19 protein-coding genes are annotated in these 20,314 nt (G+C 69.4%); 13 read left to right on the plus strand and 6 right to left on the minus strand.

The window, feature by feature from the left end; translation table 11 throughout:
- Position 1 precedes the first annotated feature (1 nt).
- Positions 2-1,639, minus strand: coding sequence for a phospho-sugar mutase (locus ACFWMR_RS27445; RefSeq protein ID WP_378380431.1), 1,638 nt, complete (start codon positions 1,637-1,639; stop codon positions 2-4).
- Positions 1,640-1,668: 29 nt separating this feature from the next.
- On the opposite strand from ACFWMR_RS27445, the gene ACFWMR_RS27450 reads away from it, so the two are divergent.
- The gene (locus tag ACFWMR_RS27450) at positions 1,669-2,823 is read left to right on the plus strand and encodes a glycosyltransferase (RefSeq protein ID WP_378380432.1); all 1,155 of its coding nucleotides are present in this window, start codon (positions 1,669-1,671) and stop codon (positions 2,821-2,823) included.
- Between the two features lie 69 nt (positions 2,824-2,892).
- Here ACFWMR_RS27450 and ACFWMR_RS27455 read toward each other — a convergent pair whose 3' ends face one another.
- From ACFWMR_RS27455 to ACFWMR_RS27465, 3 genes are read right to left on the minus strand one after another with little or no spacing between them, the layout of a single operon-like run.
- A complete protein-coding gene (locus ACFWMR_RS27455; protein WP_093934932.1) occupies positions 2,893-3,678 on the minus strand; it encodes a purine-nucleoside phosphorylase in 786 nt (261 codons plus the stop codon).
- On the minus strand, positions 3,671-4,102 hold the full coding sequence (locus ACFWMR_RS27460; protein ID WP_378380434.1) for an ABA4-like family protein: 432 nt from the start codon (positions 4,100-4,102) through the stop codon (positions 3,671-3,673). Before ACFWMR_RS27460 ends, ACFWMR_RS27455 begins: the two co-directional genes overlap by 8 nt.
- Entirely contained in the window at positions 4,099-5,073 is a 975-nt protein-coding gene (locus ACFWMR_RS27465) for a hypothetical protein (RefSeq protein WP_378380435.1), read from the minus strand. The genes ACFWMR_RS27460 and ACFWMR_RS27465 overlap by 4 nt, the downstream gene beginning before the upstream one ends.
- A 120-nt stretch (positions 5,074-5,193) precedes the next feature.
- Here ACFWMR_RS27465 and ACFWMR_RS27470 point away from each other — a divergent pair, with 120 nt between their 5' ends.
- Positions 5,194-5,835: a MerR family transcriptional regulator gene (locus tag ACFWMR_RS27470; protein WP_378380436.1), complete on the plus strand. Its 642-nt coding sequence runs from the start codon at positions 5,194-5,196 to the stop codon at positions 5,833-5,835.
- A 93-nt stretch (positions 5,836-5,928) separates the two neighbouring features.
- Here ACFWMR_RS27470 and ACFWMR_RS27475 read toward each other — a convergent pair whose 3' ends face one another.
- Positions 5,929-7,701: a serine/threonine-protein kinase gene (locus ACFWMR_RS27475; RefSeq protein WP_378380437.1), complete on the minus strand. Its 1,773-nt coding sequence runs from the start codon at positions 7,699-7,701 to the stop codon at positions 5,929-5,931.
- A gap of 107 nt (positions 7,702-7,808) precedes the next feature.
- On the opposite strand from ACFWMR_RS27475, the gene ACFWMR_RS27480 reads away from it, so the two are divergent.
- The 6 genes from ACFWMR_RS27480 to ACFWMR_RS27505 all read left to right on the plus strand — a co-directional run bounded on the left by ACFWMR_RS27480 (position 7,809) and on the right by ACFWMR_RS27505 (position 15,836).
- Positions 7,809-9,671 carry a methylmalonyl-CoA mutase family protein gene (locus ACFWMR_RS27480; protein ID WP_378380438.1) on the plus strand — a complete coding sequence of 621 codons (1,863 nt, stop codon included), beginning with the start codon at positions 7,809-7,811 and terminating at the stop codon, positions 9,669-9,671.
- Positions 9,671-11,839, plus strand: a complete 2,169-nt coding sequence (gene scpA, locus ACFWMR_RS27485; protein WP_093934974.1) for a methylmalonyl-CoA mutase — start codon at positions 9,671-9,673, stop codon at positions 11,837-11,839. The genes ACFWMR_RS27480 and scpA overlap by 1 nt, the downstream gene beginning before the upstream one ends.
- A 2-nt stretch (positions 11,840-11,841) precedes the next feature.
- Entirely contained in the window at positions 11,842-12,840 is a 999-nt protein-coding gene (meaB, locus tag ACFWMR_RS27490) for a methylmalonyl Co-A mutase-associated GTPase MeaB (protein WP_093934926.1), read from the plus strand.
- Between the two features lie 57 nt (positions 12,841-12,897).
- Positions 12,898-13,197, plus strand: coding sequence for a hypothetical protein (locus ACFWMR_RS27495; protein WP_093934925.1), 300 nt, complete (start codon positions 12,898-12,900; stop codon positions 13,195-13,197).
- Between the two features lie 239 nt (positions 13,198-13,436).
- A complete protein-coding gene (locus ACFWMR_RS27500; protein WP_093934924.1) occupies positions 13,437-14,735 on the plus strand; it encodes an amidohydrolase in 1,299 nt (432 codons plus the stop codon).
- Positions 14,736-14,993: 258 nt separating this feature from the next.
- Entirely contained in the window at positions 14,994-15,836 is an 843-nt protein-coding gene (locus tag ACFWMR_RS27505) for a DUF559 domain-containing protein (protein ID WP_378380442.1), read from the plus strand.
- Between the two features lie 84 nt (positions 15,837-15,920).
- On the opposite strand, the gene ACFWMR_RS27510 is transcribed toward ACFWMR_RS27505, so the two are convergent.
- Complete coding sequence (locus ACFWMR_RS27510) at positions 15,921-16,373, minus strand: gamma-glutamylcyclotransferase (RefSeq protein WP_208635977.1); 453 nt, start codon at positions 16,371-16,373, stop codon at positions 15,921-15,923.
- 127 nt (positions 16,374-16,500) lie between these two features.
- Here ACFWMR_RS27510 and ACFWMR_RS27515 point away from each other — a divergent pair, with 127 nt between their 5' ends.
- From ACFWMR_RS27515 to ACFWMR_RS27535, 5 genes are all read left to right on the plus strand, one after another.
- Positions 16,501-17,904, plus strand: coding sequence for an NAD(P)H-quinone dehydrogenase (locus ACFWMR_RS27515; protein WP_093934922.1), 1,404 nt, complete (start codon positions 16,501-16,503; stop codon positions 17,902-17,904).
- A 107-nt stretch (positions 17,905-18,011) separates the two neighbouring features.
- The gene (locus ACFWMR_RS27520) at positions 18,012-18,458 is read left to right on the plus strand and encodes a hypothetical protein (protein WP_378380443.1); all 447 of its coding nucleotides are present in this window, start codon (positions 18,012-18,014) and stop codon (positions 18,456-18,458) included.
- 15 nt (positions 18,459-18,473) lie between these two features.
- Positions 18,474-18,839: a hypothetical protein gene (locus ACFWMR_RS27525; RefSeq protein ID WP_093934920.1), complete on the plus strand. Its 366-nt coding sequence runs from the start codon at positions 18,474-18,476 to the stop codon at positions 18,837-18,839.
- A gap of 139 nt (positions 18,840-18,978) precedes the next feature.
- Positions 18,979-19,638: a class F sortase gene (locus ACFWMR_RS27530; protein WP_378276953.1), complete on the plus strand. Its 660-nt coding sequence runs from the start codon at positions 18,979-18,981 to the stop codon at positions 19,636-19,638.
- A 5-nt stretch (positions 19,639-19,643) separates the two neighbouring features.
- A complete protein-coding gene (locus ACFWMR_RS27535; RefSeq protein WP_378380439.1) occupies positions 19,644-20,189 on the plus strand; it encodes a hypothetical protein in 546 nt (181 codons plus the stop codon).
- Positions 20,190-20,314: the final 125 nt, after the last annotated feature.

Below are 20,314 nucleotides of genomic sequence, written 5' to 3' on the forward strand. Positions count from 1 at the left end.
GTCAGGCCAGACGGGACTCGACGTCGGTCCGCAGCGCGGCCAGCCGGGCGTCCGCGGCGGTGCGTGCCTCGGCGAGTTCGCCGGAGACCGGCTCTTTCACCTGGAGGTACGCCTTCAGCTTCGGCTCGGTCCCGGAAGGCCTGATGACGACACGCAGGCCTTCACCGGTGAGGCGCAGGACGTCGGCGTCGGGCAGGAGGTCTTCCATGGTGACGTCGGTGCCACCCAGCGACGCCGGCGGCGCGGCGCGCAGGCCGGCCATCAGCTTCTCCCGCACCGACAGATCGGTGACCCGCAGCGAGACCTGATCCGTCACGTGCACGCCGTGCTTCACGGCCAGTTCGTCGAGGACGTCCAGCGGACCGCGGCCCGCCGCGCGCAGGGAAGCGGACAGGCCCGCGGCGAGCACGGCGGCCGAGATGCCGTCCTTGTCGCGCACGAAACCGGGGTTCACGCAGAGGCCGAGCGCCTCCTCGTAGGCGAACACGAGCCCTTCGCCCGCGCGGACCAGCCATTTGAACCCGGTCAACGTCTCCGCGTAGCGAGCCCCGAATTCCTTCGCGACCTCGCCGAGCATCGACGACGACACGATCGTCGTGGCCACCAGCGGATCAGAACTATCCACAGTGGACAGAACATGCCAGCCGAGCAGGACACCGGTCTCGTCGCCCCGCAGCATCCGCCACGAACCGTCCCGTTCGCGGACACCCAGGGCGCACCGGTCGGCGTCGGGGTCGAGCGCGATCGCCAGATCGGCGTCCACCTCGGACGCCAACGCCAGCAACAGGTCCGTCGCGCCCGGTTCCTCCGGGTTCGGGAAGGCGACCGTCGGGAAGTCGGGATCCGGTGTGGACTGCTCGGCGACCAGGCTCAGCTCGGTGAATCCGGCGCGTTCGAACGCGGCGCTCAGGGTCTCCGCGCCGACGCCGTGCAACGCCGTCGCGGCGACCTTGACCTCGCGTTCCGGGCCGCGCGGAAGAAGCGCGACCTTGGCGAGGTAGGCGTCCCGGAGCTCGTCGCCCAGCACCGCGGCGCCCGGCTCGCGCGGCACGCTGATCGCCGGGGGAGCGGCCTCGATGGCGCGCTCGATCAGGCCGTCCGAAGGCGGGACGATCTGGCCGCCTGTCGCGTCGTAAAGCTTGTAACCGTTGTCGGCGGGGGGATTGTGCGACGCGGTGATCTGGATGCCGGCGACGGCGCCGAGTTCCAGTACGGCGAACGCGAGCACCGGCGTGGGCAGCGGTCCCGGCAGCACCTTCACCGCGAAACCGGCGGCCGTCAGCACCTCGGCGGCGGCCTTGGCGAAGGCCTCCGAACCGTGCCGCGCGTCGCGGCCGACCACCACGACCCCGCCCGGATGTCCTTGTGCGGTCAGCCAGTCCGCGACGCCGGCCGTCGTGCGGGTCACGACCGCGACGTTCATCCCGTTGGGTCCCGCGCGTACCGGTCCGCGCAGCCCGGCGGTGCCGAATTCGAGCGGGCCCGCCATCCGGTCCGCGAGTTCGTCCGCCGCACCGGCTTCGCCGCCCATCGCGCGGGCGAGGATGTTCTGCAGCTCGACGCGGGAATCGTCGTCCGGGTCGTCGGCGATCCAGCGGAACGTCCGGTCCCGCAGCTCCGGGGTCAAGGAAGTCGTCACCGAGTCAGCCTACGGGTACGTTGGAGAGGGTGCGATTGATCTTCACTTCTCTGGTGAGTCATGGTCATCTCTATCCCCTACTACCGCTCGCCGTCGCCGCCCGCGACGCCGGACACGACGTCCTGTTCGCCACCGGTGACGAGATGCTGCCGGTCGTCGAAAAGGCCGGTCTCGCCGCGGAAAGCGCCGGATTCGGCATGCACGCGGCGTTCGTTTCGTTCTTCGGCCCCGATGCCGAGCCGCGGGCCACGGACGGCCCGCCCGAATCGTTTTATCCCGTTATCGGGGAAGTGTTCGGAAATGTCCTGCCGCGGCGGTTCGTCGCCGATCTCGCGCCGTTGTTCGAGCGGCACCGGCCGGATCTCGTCGTGTACGAAAGCGGCAACGCCGGTGGCGCCATCGCCGCCCGGCTCGCCGGCATCCCCGCGATCGGGCACGGTTTCGGCCGGTTCTCGCCGGGCGAGGTCATCGACGTCATCAACGGCCGCCTCGCGGAATTCGCCGGGGAGGTCGGTTTCGAAGGCGTGGAGCTGCCTTCGTTCGGCGACCCGGTCGTCGACATCTGCCCGGAATCGGTGCAGGCGCCGGACTTCCTGGCCGGCGCGAACCGGATCCCGTTGCGGCCGGTCAGCTGGGCCGAGCCCGGGGATCTCCCGGCGGGCGTGGCCGGACGGGACAAGAGCCGTCCACTGATCTACCTCACCCTCGGCACCGCTTTCGGTGACGAAGGCGTGCTCAAGCGGGCCATCGGCGGCCTGGCGGGGATCGACGCGGACGTCATCGTCGCGGCCGGTCCGACGGTGGATCCGGCGGGACTGGGCGACGTCCCCGGCAATGTCCGTGTCGAGTCGTGGGTGCCGCAGGCCGACCTCCTGCCGCACGCGGACCTCGTGGTCCACCACGGTGGCAGCGGGACGACGCTGGGCGCGTTCGGCACCGGGCTGCCGCAGCTGGTGCTTCCGCAGGGGGCGGATCAGTTCACGAACGCCGAGGCCGTTGTCGCGGCCGGAGTGGGCGCGCAGCTGATCGGGGCCGACGCCACGAAGGACGCGATTCACGAGCAGGCGCGCACGCTGCTCGCCGACGACGCTGTCCTCGGCGCGGCACGGAAACTCGCCGACGAGGTCGCGGCGATGCCGTCGCCGGCGGAGGTCGCTCAGCGGCTTCCCGAGTTCGCGGGCTGAGCCTCCCCGGATGTCATGAAAGGGTCTTCAGGACGTTTTTCGTCCTGAAAGACCCATTCATGACACTTCTCAGGCGCGGGTGACGAGTTCCTTGAGGAGAGTGCCCATGCGGGTGGCGGACTGCCGCCCCGCTTCCAGGACCTCTTCGTGGTTCAGCGGTTCCCCGGTCATCCCGGCCGCCAGGTTGGTCACCAGCGAAAGCCCGAACACCTCGACCCCGGCGGCGCGGGCGGCGATGGCCTCCAGCACCGTCGACATGCCGACGAGGTCGGCGCCGAGCGTCCGCAGCATGTGGATCTCCGCCGGGGTCTCGAAATGCGGCCCGGTGAGTCCCGCGTAGACACCCTCTTCCAACGAAGGGTCGATCTCGCGCGCGAGGTCGCGCAGCCGCTTCGAGTAGAGGTCCGTCAGGTCGACGAAGTTCGCGCCGACGATCGGCGAGCGCGCGGTCAGGTTCAGGTGGTCCGAGATCAGCACCGGCTGCCCGACGCGGAAGCCCTCGCGCAGGCCACCGGCCGCGTTGGTCAGCAGCACCGTCTTGGCGCCGGCGGCCGCGGCGGTGCGCACGTTGTGCACGACCGGGTCGATGCCCTTGCCCTCGTAGAAGTGCGTGCGGCCCAGCATGATCAGCGCGCGCTTCTCGCCGACGCGGACCGACCGGGCGGTTCCCCCGTGTCCGACCGCGCCCGGCGCGACGAATCCGGGCAGTTCGCCCAGCGGGATCTCCGCCTCGGGCTCCCCGATGACGTCCGCCGCCGGGCGCCAGCCCGAACCGAGCACGACGGCGATGTCGTGCTTCTCGACGCCGGTGCGCTCGGCGATGGCGGCGGCCGCCGCGACCTCGTTCTCACTCATGCGACGAGCGTATCCGGACGGTTCGCACGAGCAGGAACGCCACCAGCCCGAACGGGGACAGGAAGATCGTGAGCGCCAGGATCGGGCCCGTCACCAGCGGATGGATCCGGTGCTCGCGGGATTCGAGGTACATCCACCGGGCGATGAACAGGTCGAAGGCGATCAGGTGCGCCCAGATCGTGGCCGCCCCGTACGGCGTGCCGGTGAACGCGCTGAGCACGTCCAGGTCCGGCCTGCTGACCGCCGTCCAGAGTTCGCCGAGGTGCGCGACGGCGAGCACGAAGTACGGGATCAGCGGCAGGAGCGGTACCCAGGGCGAGGACATGATCCGGCGGGTCCACGACCAGCCCGGCAGGAAGATCATCAGCAGCCAGAACGGCGTCGCCAGCGGGAAGGTCCAGGTGAACAGGGTCTCGACGCTCATCGGACGGAAACCTCCAGCTCCCGGTCCTTCGCCGACCGCCGGATCGCGATTAGCCCGCTAAAGGCGACGCCCGCGATCAGCAGGGCGAAGGCGGTCAGGGTGGCGCCGTCGGGGGCGACGATGGACTGGCCGCGCAGCGCCTGCCAGGTCAGCAGCGCGAGAAGACCCGCGTACCCGACACCGGCGATCACGACCAGGCGCAGCCGGACGACGTCGTCGCGCAGCCGCGGGTAGCGCGCGGCCAGGACGCCGAGGGCGAGCGCGAGCAGCGGCAGCGCCTGGAGTCCGTGCAGACCGAGGAAATGCGGGATCCGCAGGTCGCCGCCGACCGTGCTCCAACCGAGGATCGGCAGGCCCGGGCCACCGTCGGGGAGGCCGACGGTGTGCGCGCCGATCATCGCGGACTGGCCGGTCTTCTCGAGCATGGCCTGCTGTTCCGGGGTGGGGCCGGTCATCAGCGTCGCCAGCGAGATCCCGATCGTGCCGAGGACCGCGCCGATCCTGGCCGCCCATCGCGTCGCGCGGTCGGGGAGCCGGGTGAACATGACGGCGACGGTCAGGACGAGGTTGACCACCCACAGCGTGGCGACCATCCCGCCCATGGTCTGGAAGATCGCGTTGTCCAGCGGGGTCGCGTAGTTGAAGTGGCTCGCGCGGACGCGGGCGGCCTGGAACACCATCAGCACGTACTCGGCCGAGAAGATCACGACGAGCACGTTCGTCAGCACGCTCGCCGTGCGCCGGAACTTCGGCAGCAGCGTGACGAGCCAGCTCCAGCTGAAGAAGTACAGCGAGCCGGAGACGGCGAATTTGAACGGTTTCGCCCAGATCGGCGCGCCTTCCAGCGTCCGCTGGTCGATCAGCATGGCGAGGACGCACAGCGCGGTGATCACGGCGAAGGCCTGTCCGCAGCGATACGAACCACGGTGCCAGGTGCGGGTTCTGTCACGGAGATCGGTCAAGATGGTCATGGGTCCCTCCCAGAATGGATAGTCAAGCTCTCCGTTATGGGAAGCTAAACTATCCATCCTGAGAAGTCTTCAGGGAAGACCCTGGAACCGTCCCCGAGATCGGAGAGCTCACACGTGCGGATGGCGGAGCTGAGTGAAAAAGCCGGGGTCCCGGTCGCCACGATCAAGTACTACCTGCGGGAAGGGCTGCTCCCGGCGGGTGAGCGGACCAGTCCCAATCAGGCGAAGTACGACGAGGGGCATGTCCAGCGGATCAAGCTGATCAGGGCGCTGATGGACGTCGGCGGCCTCTCGCTCGCGACGGTCGGCGAGGTGCTCGCCGCGGTCGACGCCGGGAAGGAAAGCCCGCACCGCATCCTCGGCATCGCTCAGCAGGGCATCACGAGCACGCGTCAGGTCGTCGACGAAGAAAGCCGGGAATGGGCGCTCGCCACGGTCCGCGACCTCGCCGAGCGACGTGACTGGCCCTGCAAGGAGGACGACGACCTGGTCATCCAGGCCCTCGTCGGCGTCCTGTGCGCGATCCGGGAGGTCGGGCACGGCTGGTACCTCGACAAACTCGACGACTACGCGGAGATCGCCGACCGGACCGCCGACCTGGACCTCGAAGGCATCGCCGGGATCGAGTCACTGGAGCGGATCATCGAGGTCGCCGTCGTCGAGACCGTCCTCGGGGACAGGCTGCTCTCGGTGCTTCGCAGGCTGGCGCAGCAGCGCGCTTCGAAGGCGTACTTCGCGCGGCAGGCCGTCGACGGGGGCTGAAGGGGACTTTCCCCTCATCTCATGCGGTGAAGGGCGCTTTCCCCACGTCGGATGCGGGGAAAGTTCCCTTCAGCCGCGGCAGGCCCCGCCCGGCTAGCCGTCGACGATGAGCGACAGCGCGACGGGCTCGAAGACCGCGGTCTTCGCCGAGGTCTCCTGCTCGATCGGCGAGGTCACCGAGAAGATCCACAGATCCGAGCCCCCGCTGAACAGGTCCATGAACGTCGTACGCCGCGCGGTGTCGTTCGTGGCGTCCCTGGTCGCGGCGCCGCGCTCGGTCGTCCGGTAGGTGTAGCGCATGCTGCTGTCGCCCCGGCCGGGCACGGTGGACGGCTCGCCGATCGGGTCGATGTCCGGGTGCTGCGTCTTCAGCCAGCTGAAGTAGGCGGGCGGCGGGCGCTCGGCCAGGAAACCGCTCAGCCGCTCGATCCGGATGACCTGGCGGCCGTCGGGCGAGACGTACTGGACCACGGTGCTCGGTACACCCTGGGTGATGTGCGGCGCGGTGAACTTCTGCCAGCCTTCCGGCACGCCAATGGTGAACCGGCCGCCCTTGAGGCCGTTCACCGTACTGGCGTCACCCTGCTGCGTGATCAGTTTCGGCGGCGCCTGCGTGACGATCGTGTCGCCCTGCCGCAGTTCTTCCGGCGGCCGCAGATCCTGCCCGCCGACCGTCCTGGCCAGCACGAACCCGCCTCCCGCCGCCAGCAGGAAGACGATCACCGACGCGAAAGCCAGCAGTACGGTGCCCGCCGCGGACCGGCCCGGCGGGCGGGGCGGCAGCGGGACGACGGTCGGCATCGGCGGGAGTTCGGCCGGCGGTGCGGGTGCCGCGGCGGGCTTGTTCAGGAACGGCAGCGGACCGGGGTCGGCGGCGAGTTCGGAACTCGTGCCCTCGCCCGGCTTCTCCGGTGCGACCGGTTTGATCACCTGGGTGTCGGTCGCGTCGAGATGCGCGGTGGTCTTCTTGCCGTCCGGCGTGTGGAACAGCTCGGCGGGGAAGAGGTCGATCAGCGTCTTGGCCTGCAACGGATACAGGCGGCGCCGCACTTCGCGCAGCGCGATCCGCTTCGACGGCTCCTTCTTCATGAGCGCGCCGATGACGTCGGCCAGCGGGCCGGGGCCGGGCTTCGGCACCTTCCCGTTGACGACCTTGCCGACGGTTTCGAGCGGGTCGCCGTCGGCGTCGTAGGGCGGCGAGCCCTCGATGGCGGCGAACAGCGTCGCGCCGAGTCCCCACAGGTCGGCGGCCGGCACGACCGCGCCGCCCGAGGCGACCTCGGGCGCGATGTAGGCGGGGGAGCCCAGCATCATCCCGGTGCGGGTCATGGTGGCTTCGGAGACGTTGCGCGCGATGCCGAAGTCGGTGAGCTTGATCCGGCCGTCCCCGGCGACCAGGACGTTCCCCGGTTTGACGTCACGGTGGGTGATCCCGGCGGCGTGCGCGGCTTCGAGCGCGGACGCCACCGCGATGCCGACGGCCGCCGCCTGTTCGACCGTCAGCGGCCCGTGGTCGCGCAGGATGTGCGCGAGGCTGCGCGACGGCAGCAGCTCCATGACGACGAAGGGTTCGTCGTTCTCGCGCGCGACGTCGTGCAGGATGATCACGTTCGGGTGACTCAGGACGGCGATCGCCCGGGCTTCGCGCAGGGTGCGTTCGCGCAGTTCGTCGGCCTGCGAGGTCGGGACGCCGGGCGGCATCCGTACCTCCTTGACCGCGACCGGTCGGTGCAGGAACTCGTCGTAGGCCGACCAGACCGTGCCCATCGATCCCGAGCCGATCACCGAGCGCAACCGATATCGCCCGGCGACGACACGCTTCTCTTCGCCGGGGCTCTCGGGGGACTCGGTGGTGTCGGACGGCACGGCCCAATTGTGTCGTATGCCCCCGTGGCGGCCCTATGCGCCGTCACCCTTCCGGCGCGACTAGCGTCACAGGTAGGGGCAGTTGCGGGCCGTTAGCATCGTTGGTTATGACGGAAGTGGCCGAGACGGAGTCAGTGCCGACCCCCGACGCGCCTGACGAGCTGAAGCTCGCGGCCGAGTTCCCGGAAGCGAGCCGGGAGCAGTGGCGGGAGCTCGTCGCCGGAGTGCTGCGCAAGAGCGGCGCGATCGGGGAGGACTTCGAAGGCCTGCCCGAAAGCAAGCTGGTCACGCGGACCTACGACGGCCTGGAGATCCAGCCGCTCTACACCGCCGAAGACACCGTCGAGGGAACCGGCTTCCCCGGTCTTCCGCCGTTCGTGAGAAGCGCCCGGCCCGAGGGCTCGGTGACGACGGGCTGGGACATCCGCGCCCGGTACGCCCGCCGCGACGCCAAGGTCACCAACACCGCGATCCTCGCCGACCTCGAAGGCGGCGTCAGCTCGATCTGGCTGCGCGCCGGCGCGACCGGGGTCCCCGTCGCCGAGCTGGGCGACGCGCTGAACGAGGTCTACGTCGACCTGGCGCCTGTCACCCTCGACGCGGGCGAGGACTACGAAGCCGCCGCGAACGAGTTGTTCACCCTCTTCGCCGAACGCGAGATCCCGGCGAGCGCGGTCACCGCGACCCTGGGCGCCGACCCGATCGGACTGACCGCGCGCACCGGCACGGCGCATCCCCTCGCGCCCGCCGCGCGGCTGGCGGCACGGGTCGCGACGAGTCACCCGAAGGTGCGGACGATCGTCGCCGACGGCCTGCCGTTCCACGAGGCCGGCGGCTCGGACGCGCAGGAGCTCGGCGCGGCCATCGCGGCGGGCGTCGCGTACCTGCGGGCGCTCACCGAAGCGGGGCTCGACGTCGACACCGCGGCCGCGCAGCTCGAATTCCGGCTCGCCGCCACGGCCGACCAGTTCCTCACGATCGCCAAGTTCCGCGCCGCGCGCCGCCTGTGGGCCCGCGTCACCGAGGTCTCCGGCGGGAAGGGGGCGGGCATGCGGCAGCACGCGGTCACCTCGCCCGCGATGCTGACCCAGCGCGACCCGTGGGTGAACATGCTGCGGACCACGCTCGCCTGTTTCGGCGCCGGGGTCGGCGGCGCGGACGCGATCACCGTGCTTCCGTTCGACGCCGCGATCGGCCAGCCGGACGCGTTCTCCGCGCGGATCGCGCGCAACACGCACGCCGTCCTGCTGGAGGAGTCCAAACTGGCAGGCGTCATCGACCCGGCGGGCGGTTCTTGGTACGTCGAGAACCTCACCGATGACCTGGCCCAGGCCGCGTGGCGCGAGTTCACCGGGATCGAGGCGGCGGGCGGGATCGAGGCCGAACTTGCCTCCGGCGCGCTGGCCGGACGTCTCGCCGAGACCTGGGAAAAGCGGTCGAAGCGGATCGGGACGCGTCGCGATCCGATCACCGGCGTCAGCGAATTCCCCAACCTGACGGAGAAAACGGTCGTCCGTGACGCCGTCGAAGACGTGCCTGGCGGCGGCCTGCCCCGGTACCGGTACGCCGAGGCCTTCGAGACCCTGCGGGACCGGGCGGACGCGCATCCCAGCCGTCCCCGCGTCTTCCTCGCCACGCTCGGCCCGGTCGCGGCGCACACCGGGCGGGCGAGTTTCGCGGCGAACCTGTTCCAGGCGGGCGGGATCGAGGCGGTGAACCCCGGTGCCCCCGAGGACGTCGTCGCGGAATTCCGCGCCAGCGGAACGACGATCGCCTGCCTCTGCGGCAGCAACACCTCCTACGCGGAGGAAGCGGACAGCGTCGCGAAGGCCTTGAAGGAAGCGGGCGCCACATCGGTGCTTCTCGCCGGTAAGCCCGGCGACCACCCGGACGTCACGGGCTACCTCTTCACCGGCTGCGACGCCCTCGAAGTCCTGACCGGCACGTTGAACGAGCTCGGAGTGCAGTGATGACCATCCCGAACTTCGCCGGTGTCGACCTCGGCAGCCCGGACCCGGCCGACCGTCCTCAGTGGACCGAGGCGCTGCACGCCGCCACCGGCAAGGGCCCCGACGCGCTCGCTTGGGAGACGCCGGAGGGCATCGGCGTCAAACCGGTCTACACCGCCGACGATCTGTCCGGAGTGGACTTCCTCGGGACCTATCCCGGCGTCGCGCCCTATCTGCGCGGCCCGTACCCGACGATGTACGTCAACCAGCCGTGGACCATCCGCCAGTACGCGGGTTTCTCCACCGCCGAGGAGTCGAACGCCTTCTACCGCCGCAACCTCGCCGCCGGGCAGAAGGGCCTCTCGGTCGCCTTCGACCTCGCGACGCACCGCGGCTACGACTCCGACCACCCGCGCGTCGCCGGTGACGTCGGCATGGCGGGCGTCGCGATCGACTCCATCTACGACATGCGCCAGCTCTTCGACGGCATCCCGCTGGACAAGATGAGCGTTTCGATGACCATGAACGGCGCCGTCCTGCCGGTGCTCGCGCTGTACGTGGTCGCGGCCGAGGAACAGGGTGTCTCGCCGGACAAGCTGGCCGGGACCATCCAGAACGACATCCTCAAGGAGTTCATGGTCCGCAACACCTACATCTACCCGCCGCAGCCGTCGATGCGGATCATTTCGGACATCTTCTCGTTCACCTCGCGGAACATGCCGAAGTACAACTCGATCTCCATCTCCGGCTATCACATGCAGGAGGCCGGGGCGACCGCCGATTTGGAGCTGGCGTACACGCTCGCGGACGGCGTCGAGTACATCCGCTCCGGTGTCGACGCGGGGCTCGACGTCGACAAGTTCGCGCCGCGCCTGTCCTTCTTCTGGGCGATCGGGATGAACTTCTTCATGGAGGTCGCGAAACTCCGCGCGGCCCGGCTGCTGTGGGCGAAGCTGGTGAAGGGCTTCGAGCCCAAGTCGCAGAAGTCCCTGTCCTTGAGGACGCATTCGCAGACCTCGGGCTGGTCGCTGACCGCGCAGGACGTCTACAACAACGTCGTCCGCACCTGTGTCGAGGCGATGGCGGCGACCCAAGGCCACACGCAATCGCTGCACACCAACGCCCTCGACGAGGCGCTCGCGCTGCCGACGGACTTCTCCGCCCGCATCGCGCGGAACACGCAGCTGTTGCTCCAGCAGGAATCCGGCACCACGCGCGTCATCGACCCGTGGGGCGGCAGCGCGTTCGTCGAGAAGCTGACCTACGACCTCGCCCGCAAGGCGTGGGGCCACATCAGCGAGGTCGAGCGGGCGGGCGGGATGGCGAAGGCGATCGACGCCGGCATCCCGAAGCTGCGCATCGAGGAAGCCGCCGCGCGGACGCAGGCGCGGATCGACTCCGGCCGCCAGCCGGTGATCGGCGTCAACAAGTACCAGGTCACGGACGACGAGCAGATCGACGTGCTCAAGGTCGACAACGCGGGCGTGCGCGCGCAGCAGCTGGAGAAGCTGAGGCGGCTGCGCGAAGAGCGCGACGAGGACGCGACGCAGGACGCGCTGCGGCGGCTCACGGCGGGTGCCCAGTCCGACGGCAACCTGCTCGCGCTGGCCATCGACGCCGCCAGGGCGAAGGCCACGGTCGGCGAGATCTCCGACTCGCTGGAGAAGATCTGGGGGCGGCACTCCGGCCAGATTCGTACCATCTCCGGTGTGTACCGCGAGGAGGTCGGCAAGGCCGAGAACGTCGAGCAGGCGCGCGAGCTGGTCGAGAAGTTCGCTGAGGAGGAAGGCCGTCGTCCCCGGATCCTGGTCGCGAAGATGGGCCAGGACGGCCACGACCGCGGCCAGAAGGTGATCGCGACCGGCTTCGCCGACATCGGGTTCGACGTCGACGTCGGCCCGCTGTTCTCCACCCCCGGCGAGGTCGCGCGGCAGGCGATCGAGGCGGACGTGCACGTCATCGGCGTTTCGTCGCTGGCCGCCGGCCACCTCTCGCTGGTCCCCGCGCTGCGTTCCGAGCTCGCGGACCAGGGCCGCGAGGACATCATCGTCGTGGTCGGCGGCGTCATCCCGCCGCAGGATTACGAGGAGCTGCGCGCGGCCGGCGCGGCGGCGATCTTCGGTCCCGGCACGGTCATCGCCGACGCGGCGATCGACCTCATCGGACAGCTGACCGCCCAGGAGTCCTGACCTTGCCGCGCAAGATCGACGTCGGCGAGCTGGCCAAGGGCGTCCTCGGGGGTGACCGGGGGGTGCTGTCGCGGGCGATCACGCTCGTCGAATCCAACCGCGAAGACCATCGGGCGCAGGCTCAGGAACTGCTCGTCGAGCTGCTGCCGCACGCGGGTGGCGCGCAGCGGGTCGGCATCACCGGCGTGCCCGGTGTCGGCAAGTCGACCTTCATCGACCAGCTCGGCACGGACCTGACCGAAGCCGGGCACAAGGTCGCCGTGCTGGCCGTGGACCCGTCGTCGACGCGGACCGGCGGCTCGATCCTGGGCGACAAGACCCGGATGGCACGGCTCGCGGTGGACCCGAAGGCGTTCATCCGCCCTTCGCCCACTTCGGGCACGCTCGGCGGTGTCGCGCGCGCGACCCGCGAGACCATCGTGCTGATGGAGGCGGCCGGGTACGACATCGTGCTGGTCGAGACCGTCGGGGTCGGGCAGTCCGAGGTGACCGTGGCGAACATGGTCGACTGTTTCCTGTTCCTGACCCTGGCCCGCACCGGCGACCAGTTGCAGGGCATCAAGAAGGGCGTCCTCGAACTCGCGGACGTCATCGCGGTCAACAAGGCCGACGGCGACCACGAGCGCGACGCGAAACGCGCGGCCCGTGAGCTGTCCGGCGCGCTGCGGATGATCTACGGACGCGACGCCGAGTGGACCCCGCCGGTGCTGACGTGCAGCGCGCTCACCGACGTCGGGCTCGACGAGGTGTGGGCCGAAATCGGCCGTCACCGCGACGTGCTGACCGCGTCCGGAGAACTCGACGGGCGGCGACGGCGGCAGCAGGTCGAGTGGACCTGGTCGATGGTCCGCGAACAGCTGCTCGGGCGCCTCGCGGCGCATCCGGACGTGCGAGCGGTCGTTCCCGACGTCGAACGGGCGGTCCGGGACGGTGAACTGACTCCGACGCTGGCCGCTCAACGGATTCTGGAGGCGTTCTCCGGTCCTCCGCGTGGCGGCTGACGCGGGAAGGCGGCAGAGTGCAGAATCTAAGGCGCATTCTGCCGACGAAAGGGAGTCATGCCTACAAGGTCTCGTCTCGGGCGGCTGGCCGGACTGGTCGCCGCCGGGCTGATCGTCTGCGCGCCCGCCGCGCAGGCTGTGGAGATCCAGGCGCCCGCGCCGGCGATCGCGCAGGCAGCGACCGTGCAGGACACGCTGCGGCAGCCTCCGCCGGGGCCGGTGCTCGACCCCGCCGAGACCGACAAGGCCAACAGCCAGGAGACCAAACACAAGATCATCGCGGGCGTCGCCGCGGCGATCCTGCTGGGCCTGGTGATCCTCGGTCGTCGCTCGCGCTCCAAGAAAAAGAAGTCCTGAACCGCTACCCGTAAGTAGAAGGACTCTCCGCTTAGTCCGGGCCGAACTCCTCGTAGCCGTTCATCGCAGATCCACTACCGGCCATCTCCGGCTCGATCACTCGACGAGCGGCTTGTCATCTGCATGGTGCACGATCTATCGCAAATGCGTATCACAGATCGAACGGCACCCAGCGTGCCTTCAGCGGCCACCCGTACGGTGGTAGACGAAGGCAACAGTGTTGCGGGAGGAGGTGCGGCGTGACCGTGCTCGACTCACGACCGGACATTCCAGGCGACCCCGAGGGTCGCGTTGTTGCCCCTATAGAGGCGTCCACCGCGCTGATTTCCGAGGCCGGCGTCAGCATGGCACCTGTGCATGATCTGGGCGCCGGGCGCGGCCCTTTCTGGCTCGACGACTGGCTCCGCGCGAACGCCACCGACGTCCTCGCGTGGCGTCGGCACATCCACGCGCACCCGGAGCTCTCCCGCCACGAGTTCGCCACGACCGAAATGGTCATGTCCCTGCTCCGCTCGGTGGGGCTCAAGCCATGGGTGCTGCCTTCGGGCACCGGAGTGGTCTGCGACATCGGCAGCGGTGACCGCTGTGTCGCGCTCCGCGCCGACATGGACGCCCTGCCGCTGACCGAGGCCACCGGGCTCCCGTACGCCTCCCAGACCGAAGGCGCCGCGCACATGTGCGGGCACGACGCGCACACCGCGATCCTGCTGGGCGCGGCGCGGGCGCTGGCCGGTGCGCCGGAGCTGCCGGGACGCGTGCGGCTGATCTTCCAGCCCGCCGAGGAGGTCATGCCCGGCGGCGCGCTGGACATGATCGCCGCCGGCGCGATGGAAGGCGTCGAGCGGATCTACGGGCTGCACTGCGACCCGCGGCTCGAGGTCGGCAAGGTCGGTCTGCGCGAAGGCGCGCTGACCTCGGCCGCCGACCTCATCGAGCTGCGGCTCACCTCGCCGGGAGGGCACACCTCGCGGCCGCATCTGACCGCGGACCTGGTGCACGCGCTCGGCACGGTGATCACGTCGCTGCCCGCGGTCCTTTCGCGGCGCGTCGACCCGAGGTCCGGGACCGTCCTGGTCTGGGGCGCGGTGCACGCCGGGCAGGCCGCGAACGCCGTCCCGCAGGACGGGGTGCTGCGCGGCACGCTCCGGACCGCGGACCACGAGGTCTGGACGATGCTGGAGCCGCTCGTCGCGTCTTCGGTGGAGTCGCTGCTCGCGCCGACCGGCGTCGGGTTCTCCCTCGACTACCGCCGCGGCGTGCCGCCGGTCGTCTCCGACCCGGAGTCGCACGCGTTGATGCGGGCCGGTGTCGAAGCCGCGCTGGGCGAGGACGCCGTGGCCGGGACCGAGCAGTCGTCCGGTGGCGAGGACTTCGGGTGGTACCTGGAGCACGTCCAGGGCGCCTTCGCGCGTCTCGGCGTGTGGCCCGGTGAAGGCCCGATGGCCGACATCCACCGCCCGACCTTCACCCTCGACGAGCGTTCGCTCCTGTGCGGGGTCCGCACCCTGGTCCACACCGCCCTGGCCACCCTGGCCTGAGTTCCGCCTCCAATCACGCGAGTCACGTCTCCAATCACGCGAGTTCCGGCTTCAAGCACGCCAATCCCGTCTCTGTGCACGGATGTTCGCCCTATCGGGTCCGAACATCCGTGCACAGAGTTATCCACAGCTCGAACAAGTTATCCACAGCTGTCGAATCACCCCTTCCCAAGGCCGGTTCGATCTTCGATTCTCGAAGACGTGATCAACTGGGGAGGAAGACATGGGGCCGTCTCGCGTGGCGAGGCGGACAAGATCTTGGGGCGACGAGCCGTCGTCAAAGGCCTGGCGGCTGGTGTGCTGGCTCAGCCGTGGCGAGGCGTGATCGTCCATGCGGCGGATCTGCTCAAGTTGCCGACTCTGGCACAGGCGGCGCTGCTCGCGGTCGGCCCGCCCGCGGTGCTTTCCGGCGCCACATCTCTTGCCCTACATGGGATTTCGGCCGCTGAGAGCCCAGTGGTCCACCTGACCGTCCCCTACTCGAGACGGGTCGAATCGAGGTCGGGGCTCGTGGTGCACAGGGCGGAATTTCACCCGTCTGACGTGCTCGAACTGGACGAGCTTCCGGTGTTCTCATTGGACCGCGCGCTGGCCGACCACCTCTGCGACGGCGACAAGCGAACGGCGTTCGCCGCGCTCGAAGAGGCGCTGCACAACCTCGCGCCGGACCATCGGGGCATCCTGCACACCAACGTCCGGGATCGCATCATCGACCGTCGCGATCGGCGAGGTATCCACAGGGCACAGATGCTGCTCGCACTCGCTACGGGCGAGGCCGAATCGCCGCCGGAGAGCATCCTTCGGTTGATCGTCGTGGAGGGAGGGCTGCCGATACCGGTCGGCCAGTACGAGATCCACACCGTCGACGGGCGGAGGCTGTACGTACTCGACCTCGCGTGGCCCGAGCTGCGCATCGCCCTGGAGTACGACGGCTACGCCGCTCACGAGGGCAGGCAGGGCTACGACGCTGAGCGCGATGCCCGAATGGCGGCCCGCGGGTGGATCACGATCCGCGCGACGGCGGCCGATCTGCGGGATCCAGGAAGGTTGCTGGCCGAGTTGCGGGGTGCGTTCGAGCGCCGAACGGCGCGACCCGCGTGATTGGGACTGGGACTTGCGTGCTTGGAGGCGGAACTCGCGTGATTGGGGCAGGGACTCGCGTGATTGGAGGCGGAACTCGCGTGATCAGCCGGAGATGCCCTGGCAGGGGCGGGTGCGGAGCGCGTCGACGTAGTCCGCGGGAGCTCCGGCCGTCTCGGCCGCGTCGGCCAGAACGCCGAGATAGCGCGCCGACGGGAGGCCGCCCTCGTAGGCGTCCAGGACGTAGAGCCACGCCAGCACGGAGCCGTCCATGGTCTGTACGCGGAGCCGGATCTTGGAGTGGATGCCCAGCTCGCCGCCTTCCCAGCGGTCGAGGTTGGGCTCGTCCAGCGACGTGACGTCGTACAGCACGACGAAGACCCGGGAGCCCGGGTCTTCGACGATGGTCGCCAGAGCGCCTTCCCAGCCGAGGTCTTCGCCGCCGAAGGTCAGCCTCCAGCCCTCCAGCCAGCCGGTGCCGGCCATGGGCGAGTGCGGAGCGCGCTCCAGCATCTGGGCGGGCTCCATATTGGATCCATACGCGGCATACAACGGCACGGTGACAGAGTAGCGACCCGCCGGTCACCCGGCTGGACGCACATGCCGTGTCCGGCCACTCAATCCGCCCAGCGGTCGCCCGCGTACGGTAAACGCAGTCACAGACACCGCTGCGAGGAGGAGACCAGTGACCAAGATCGTGATCATGGGCGGAGGCCCCGCCGGTTACGAAGCGGCACTGGTCGCGGCCCAGCACGGAGCCGACGTCACCATCGTCGAACGCGACGGTCTCGGTGGCGCGTGCGTGCTCTACGACTGTGTCCCGTCGAAGACGTTCATCGCCTCCTCCGGCGCGCTCGCGAACATGCACGACCTGCGTGAGCTCGGGATCAACACCGACATGGCCGACACCAGCGTCGACCTGCCGACCGTCCACGGCCGCGTGAAGGGCCTCGCGCTCGCGCAGTCCGCCGACATCCGCGCCCGTGTCCAGCGCGAGGGTGTCCGCGTCGTCATCGGCCAGGCCCGCTTCGACGACGAAGAGGCCGGGCTCGCCACGCACAAGGTCGCCGTCACCCTGCACGACGGCTCGACCGAGGTGCTCGACGCCGACGTCGTCCTCATCTCCACCGGCGCCACCCCGCGCGTGCTGCCCGGCGCGGTGCCGGACGGCGAGCGCATCCTCGACTGGCGTCAGCTCTACGACCTGCGCGAGCTGCCCGAGCACCTGGCCGTCATCGGTTCGGGTGTCACCGGCGCCGAATTCGCCTCGGCCTACACCGAGATGGGCGTCAAGGTCACCGTCGTCTCCAGCCGCGACCGCGTGCTCCCGCACGAGGACGCCGACGCCGCCGCCGTACTCGAAGAGGTCTTCTCGCAGCGCGGCACCACGGTCGCCAAGCAGGCCCGCGCCGACAAGGTCGTGCGGACCGAAAAGGGCGTCGAGATCCACCTCGCCGACGGCCGCGTGATCGAAGCCAGTCACGCGCTGATGACCGTCGGTTCGGTGCCCAACACCACCGACATCGGCCTGGAGAAGGTCGGCATCGAGGCAGGCCCCGGCGGCTTCATCGGCGTCGACCGCGTTTCCCGCACCAGTGCGCCCGGCATCTACGCCGCCGGTGACTGCACCGGGGTGCTCATGCTCGCCTCTGTGGCCAGCATGCAGGGCCGCATCGCGATGTGGCACGCGCTCGGCGAGGGTGTCGCGCCGATCAAGCTCAAGACCGTCGCCGCCAACGTGTTCACCCACCCCGAGATCGCGACCGTCGGCATCAGCCAGCAGGCGATCGACTCGGGTGAGGTGCCCGCCCGCACCATCATGCTCCCGCTCGCGACGAACGCCCGCGCGAAGATGGAAGGCCTGCGACGCGGTTTCGTGAAGCTGTTCTGCCGCCCCGCCACCGGCGTGGTCGTCGGTGGGGTGGTCGTGGCGCCGAACGCGAGCGAACTCATCCTTCCCATCGCGCTCGCCGTCCAGAACCAGCTCACAGTGGAACACCTGGCACTGACATTTTCGGTGTACCCGTCGCTCTCGGGATCGATCACCGAGGCGGGCCGTCAGCTGATGCGGCACGACGACTTGGACTGATCTTCGTCGTCCGAGCAACCATCGCGGGGGTGCCCGCGTCTAGCGCGTGTCGGTGTTTCGTTGACAGCTAGGGGTTTTTCGTGGTTCGCAGGAGTGTCGTCGGAGTGATGGCGATCGGTGCGGCGTTGCTGGCGGGTCCGGCGACCGGTCTCGCTCAGCAGGCTCAGCCCCAGCCCGATCCCGGCGGTGTCACGGTGCAGCTCAACGACAACACGGCCTACGACCTGGGGCTCGTCAACAAGTACGTGCACGGCGACTCGAACGTGGCGCTGGCGCAGTGCCCCGGCGGCGAGGGCCTGAAGGCGCCGGCGTCGACGACGTTCTCTTCGCCGGTGTTGAGCATCGGGAAGTACGACTACGGGCCACTCATCGGCGTCCCGGCGAACGTCAGCGCCGAGGTCGAGCTCAAGAAGGGCACCGCGCCCGGTAGCTACCCGCTGACCGTCAACTGCAACGGAAAGTCTTATACGGCAACGTTTTCGGTACCTGCCCGACAGGTGAGCGCGGTGCCGTCCGGTTCCGCGCACGCCGGTGACGGCAGTATGGCTTCCTGAAAAGGGGGTAATCGCATGAAGCGCGCCATTCTGTTCACCGCCGGTACGGTCGCCGGTCTGCTTCTCCTCGCTCCGAGTGCCGTTCTCGCGACCTCTCCGTCTCCGGCGGGAAATGCCAAGCCGCTGAGTCTCTCGCCCGCCAAGGGGCGGCCCGGCGACCAGATCCGGCTGAACTTCCGGTGCGACAGCGGCCCGAAGGTCAGCTCGTCGGCACTCGCCGTCGACCGCGTGAAGTGGTCCGCGACGGTCAAGAACATCAAACCGGGCAAGTATCCGGTCACCTTGACCTGCCGGGGGCGGAAGTCGACCGTCATCTTCACGGTGCTCGCCAAGCAGGTCGCGAAGGTGCCGACCGGGGCCGTGCGGGCAGGCGGGGAATAGCGATCGCGATCATTTCGTGACCTGGGCGGGCAACCGGCGGGGCGGGTTCGAGCGTATGGCAGGCGTGGGGGTGAACGACGAGCCGGTCCCGGGTCTGGGGGCCGGGACCGGTCTCGTGCCGCTTCCTCGAGGGGTGGACATGAAGTCGACATGGATTCGGGGGCGAGGGGCGCCGCTGGCGCTCGCCGTCGTCCTGCTGGCCGTTCTGGTGACGCTGGCGTTCGTGCTGTCCGGTCCGGGGGAGACCGGACAGGCGGCGCCGCCGGGGGACGTGAGCCAGGCGGAGACGCCGCCGGCCGAACAGGGGGTGCCCGCCGACGGGGGGACCGTCGTCGAAGGGATGCCGAAGGCCGATCCCGTCTCGATCGACGTGCCGAAGATCGAGGCGAAGTCCAGCCTGGTCCCGCTCGGGCTCAACGCGGACAACACCGTCGAGGTGCCGCCGGTGACCCGGCCGATGCAGGCGGGCTGGTACGAGAACGGGCCGACCCCGGGGGAGGTCGGGCCTTCGGTGATCCTCGGGCACGTGGACGGGAACAAGCAGAAGGGCATCTTCTTCCGGCTGAAGGAGCTGGCGCCCGGCGACAAAGTCTCGGTCGGCCGAAAGGACGGCACGACGGCCGAGTTCGCGGTCACGAAGGTCGAGCGGGTGGCGAAGGACAAGTTCCCCACCGACGCCGTCTACGGCGACACGACCGCGCCGGAACTGCGCCTCATCACCTGCGGCGGGGTCTTCGACAAGGCGTCGCGCAACTATCTCGACAACATCATCGTTTTCGCTCGGCTGATCGCGAGGTGAGGTCCATGATCAAGTTCCGGTCCGTCCTGGTGGTGGTGTGCGGAGCGGTCCTGGCCGCGCCGGCGGTCGCGCTCGCGCAGGACGGCTCGGCCCCGCCGACGACGTCGTTCACGCCGCCGCCGATGCAGTACCCGTTCATCGCGGTTTCGCCGTCGAAATCGAAGACGGGAGAAGACGTCTTGGTTTCCGTCGGCTGCCCGGTCGCCGATCTCGGCGAGGTGAAATCGATGGTGCTGGACCGTGTCGGGAAGTTCGAGGTCACCTCGGAGGGTCCGGTGATCCAGGGCGCCGTCGCGCATATCGGCGACAAGGCGCGTCCGGGTTTCTACGCGGTCACGGCCATCTGCAAGACGAAGACGGTGACGATCAACCTCGAAGTGGCGGCCGTCCCGACTTCGTCTTCGTCGGGCAAACCGCCGAAACCTACTGTCTCCACAGGGAAACCGGTGCCGCCCGGGTCTTCGGTGGCTCCGGTCAAGCCGGGGGCGGGGCGGCAGGTTTCGAAGATTCCGGTGGGGGCGCCGCAGACTGGTGGTGGCCCTTTCTCGTGAGTGGCTAGGACGGTTAGAACCGTCCTAGCCACTCACGAGCGGTTTTTTTTAGAAAAGCCAACAGTGTGATATAAAAAAATAAGATCCCACACAAACACACAGGAAATCGTAATGGTGCTAGTGCG

Origin of the sequence: Amycolatopsis thailandensis (genome assembly GCF_042723255.1) — a bacterium.
GTDB classification, from domain to species: Bacteria; Actinomycetota; Actinomycetes; order Mycobacteriales; family Pseudonocardiaceae; genus Amycolatopsis; species Amycolatopsis thailandensis.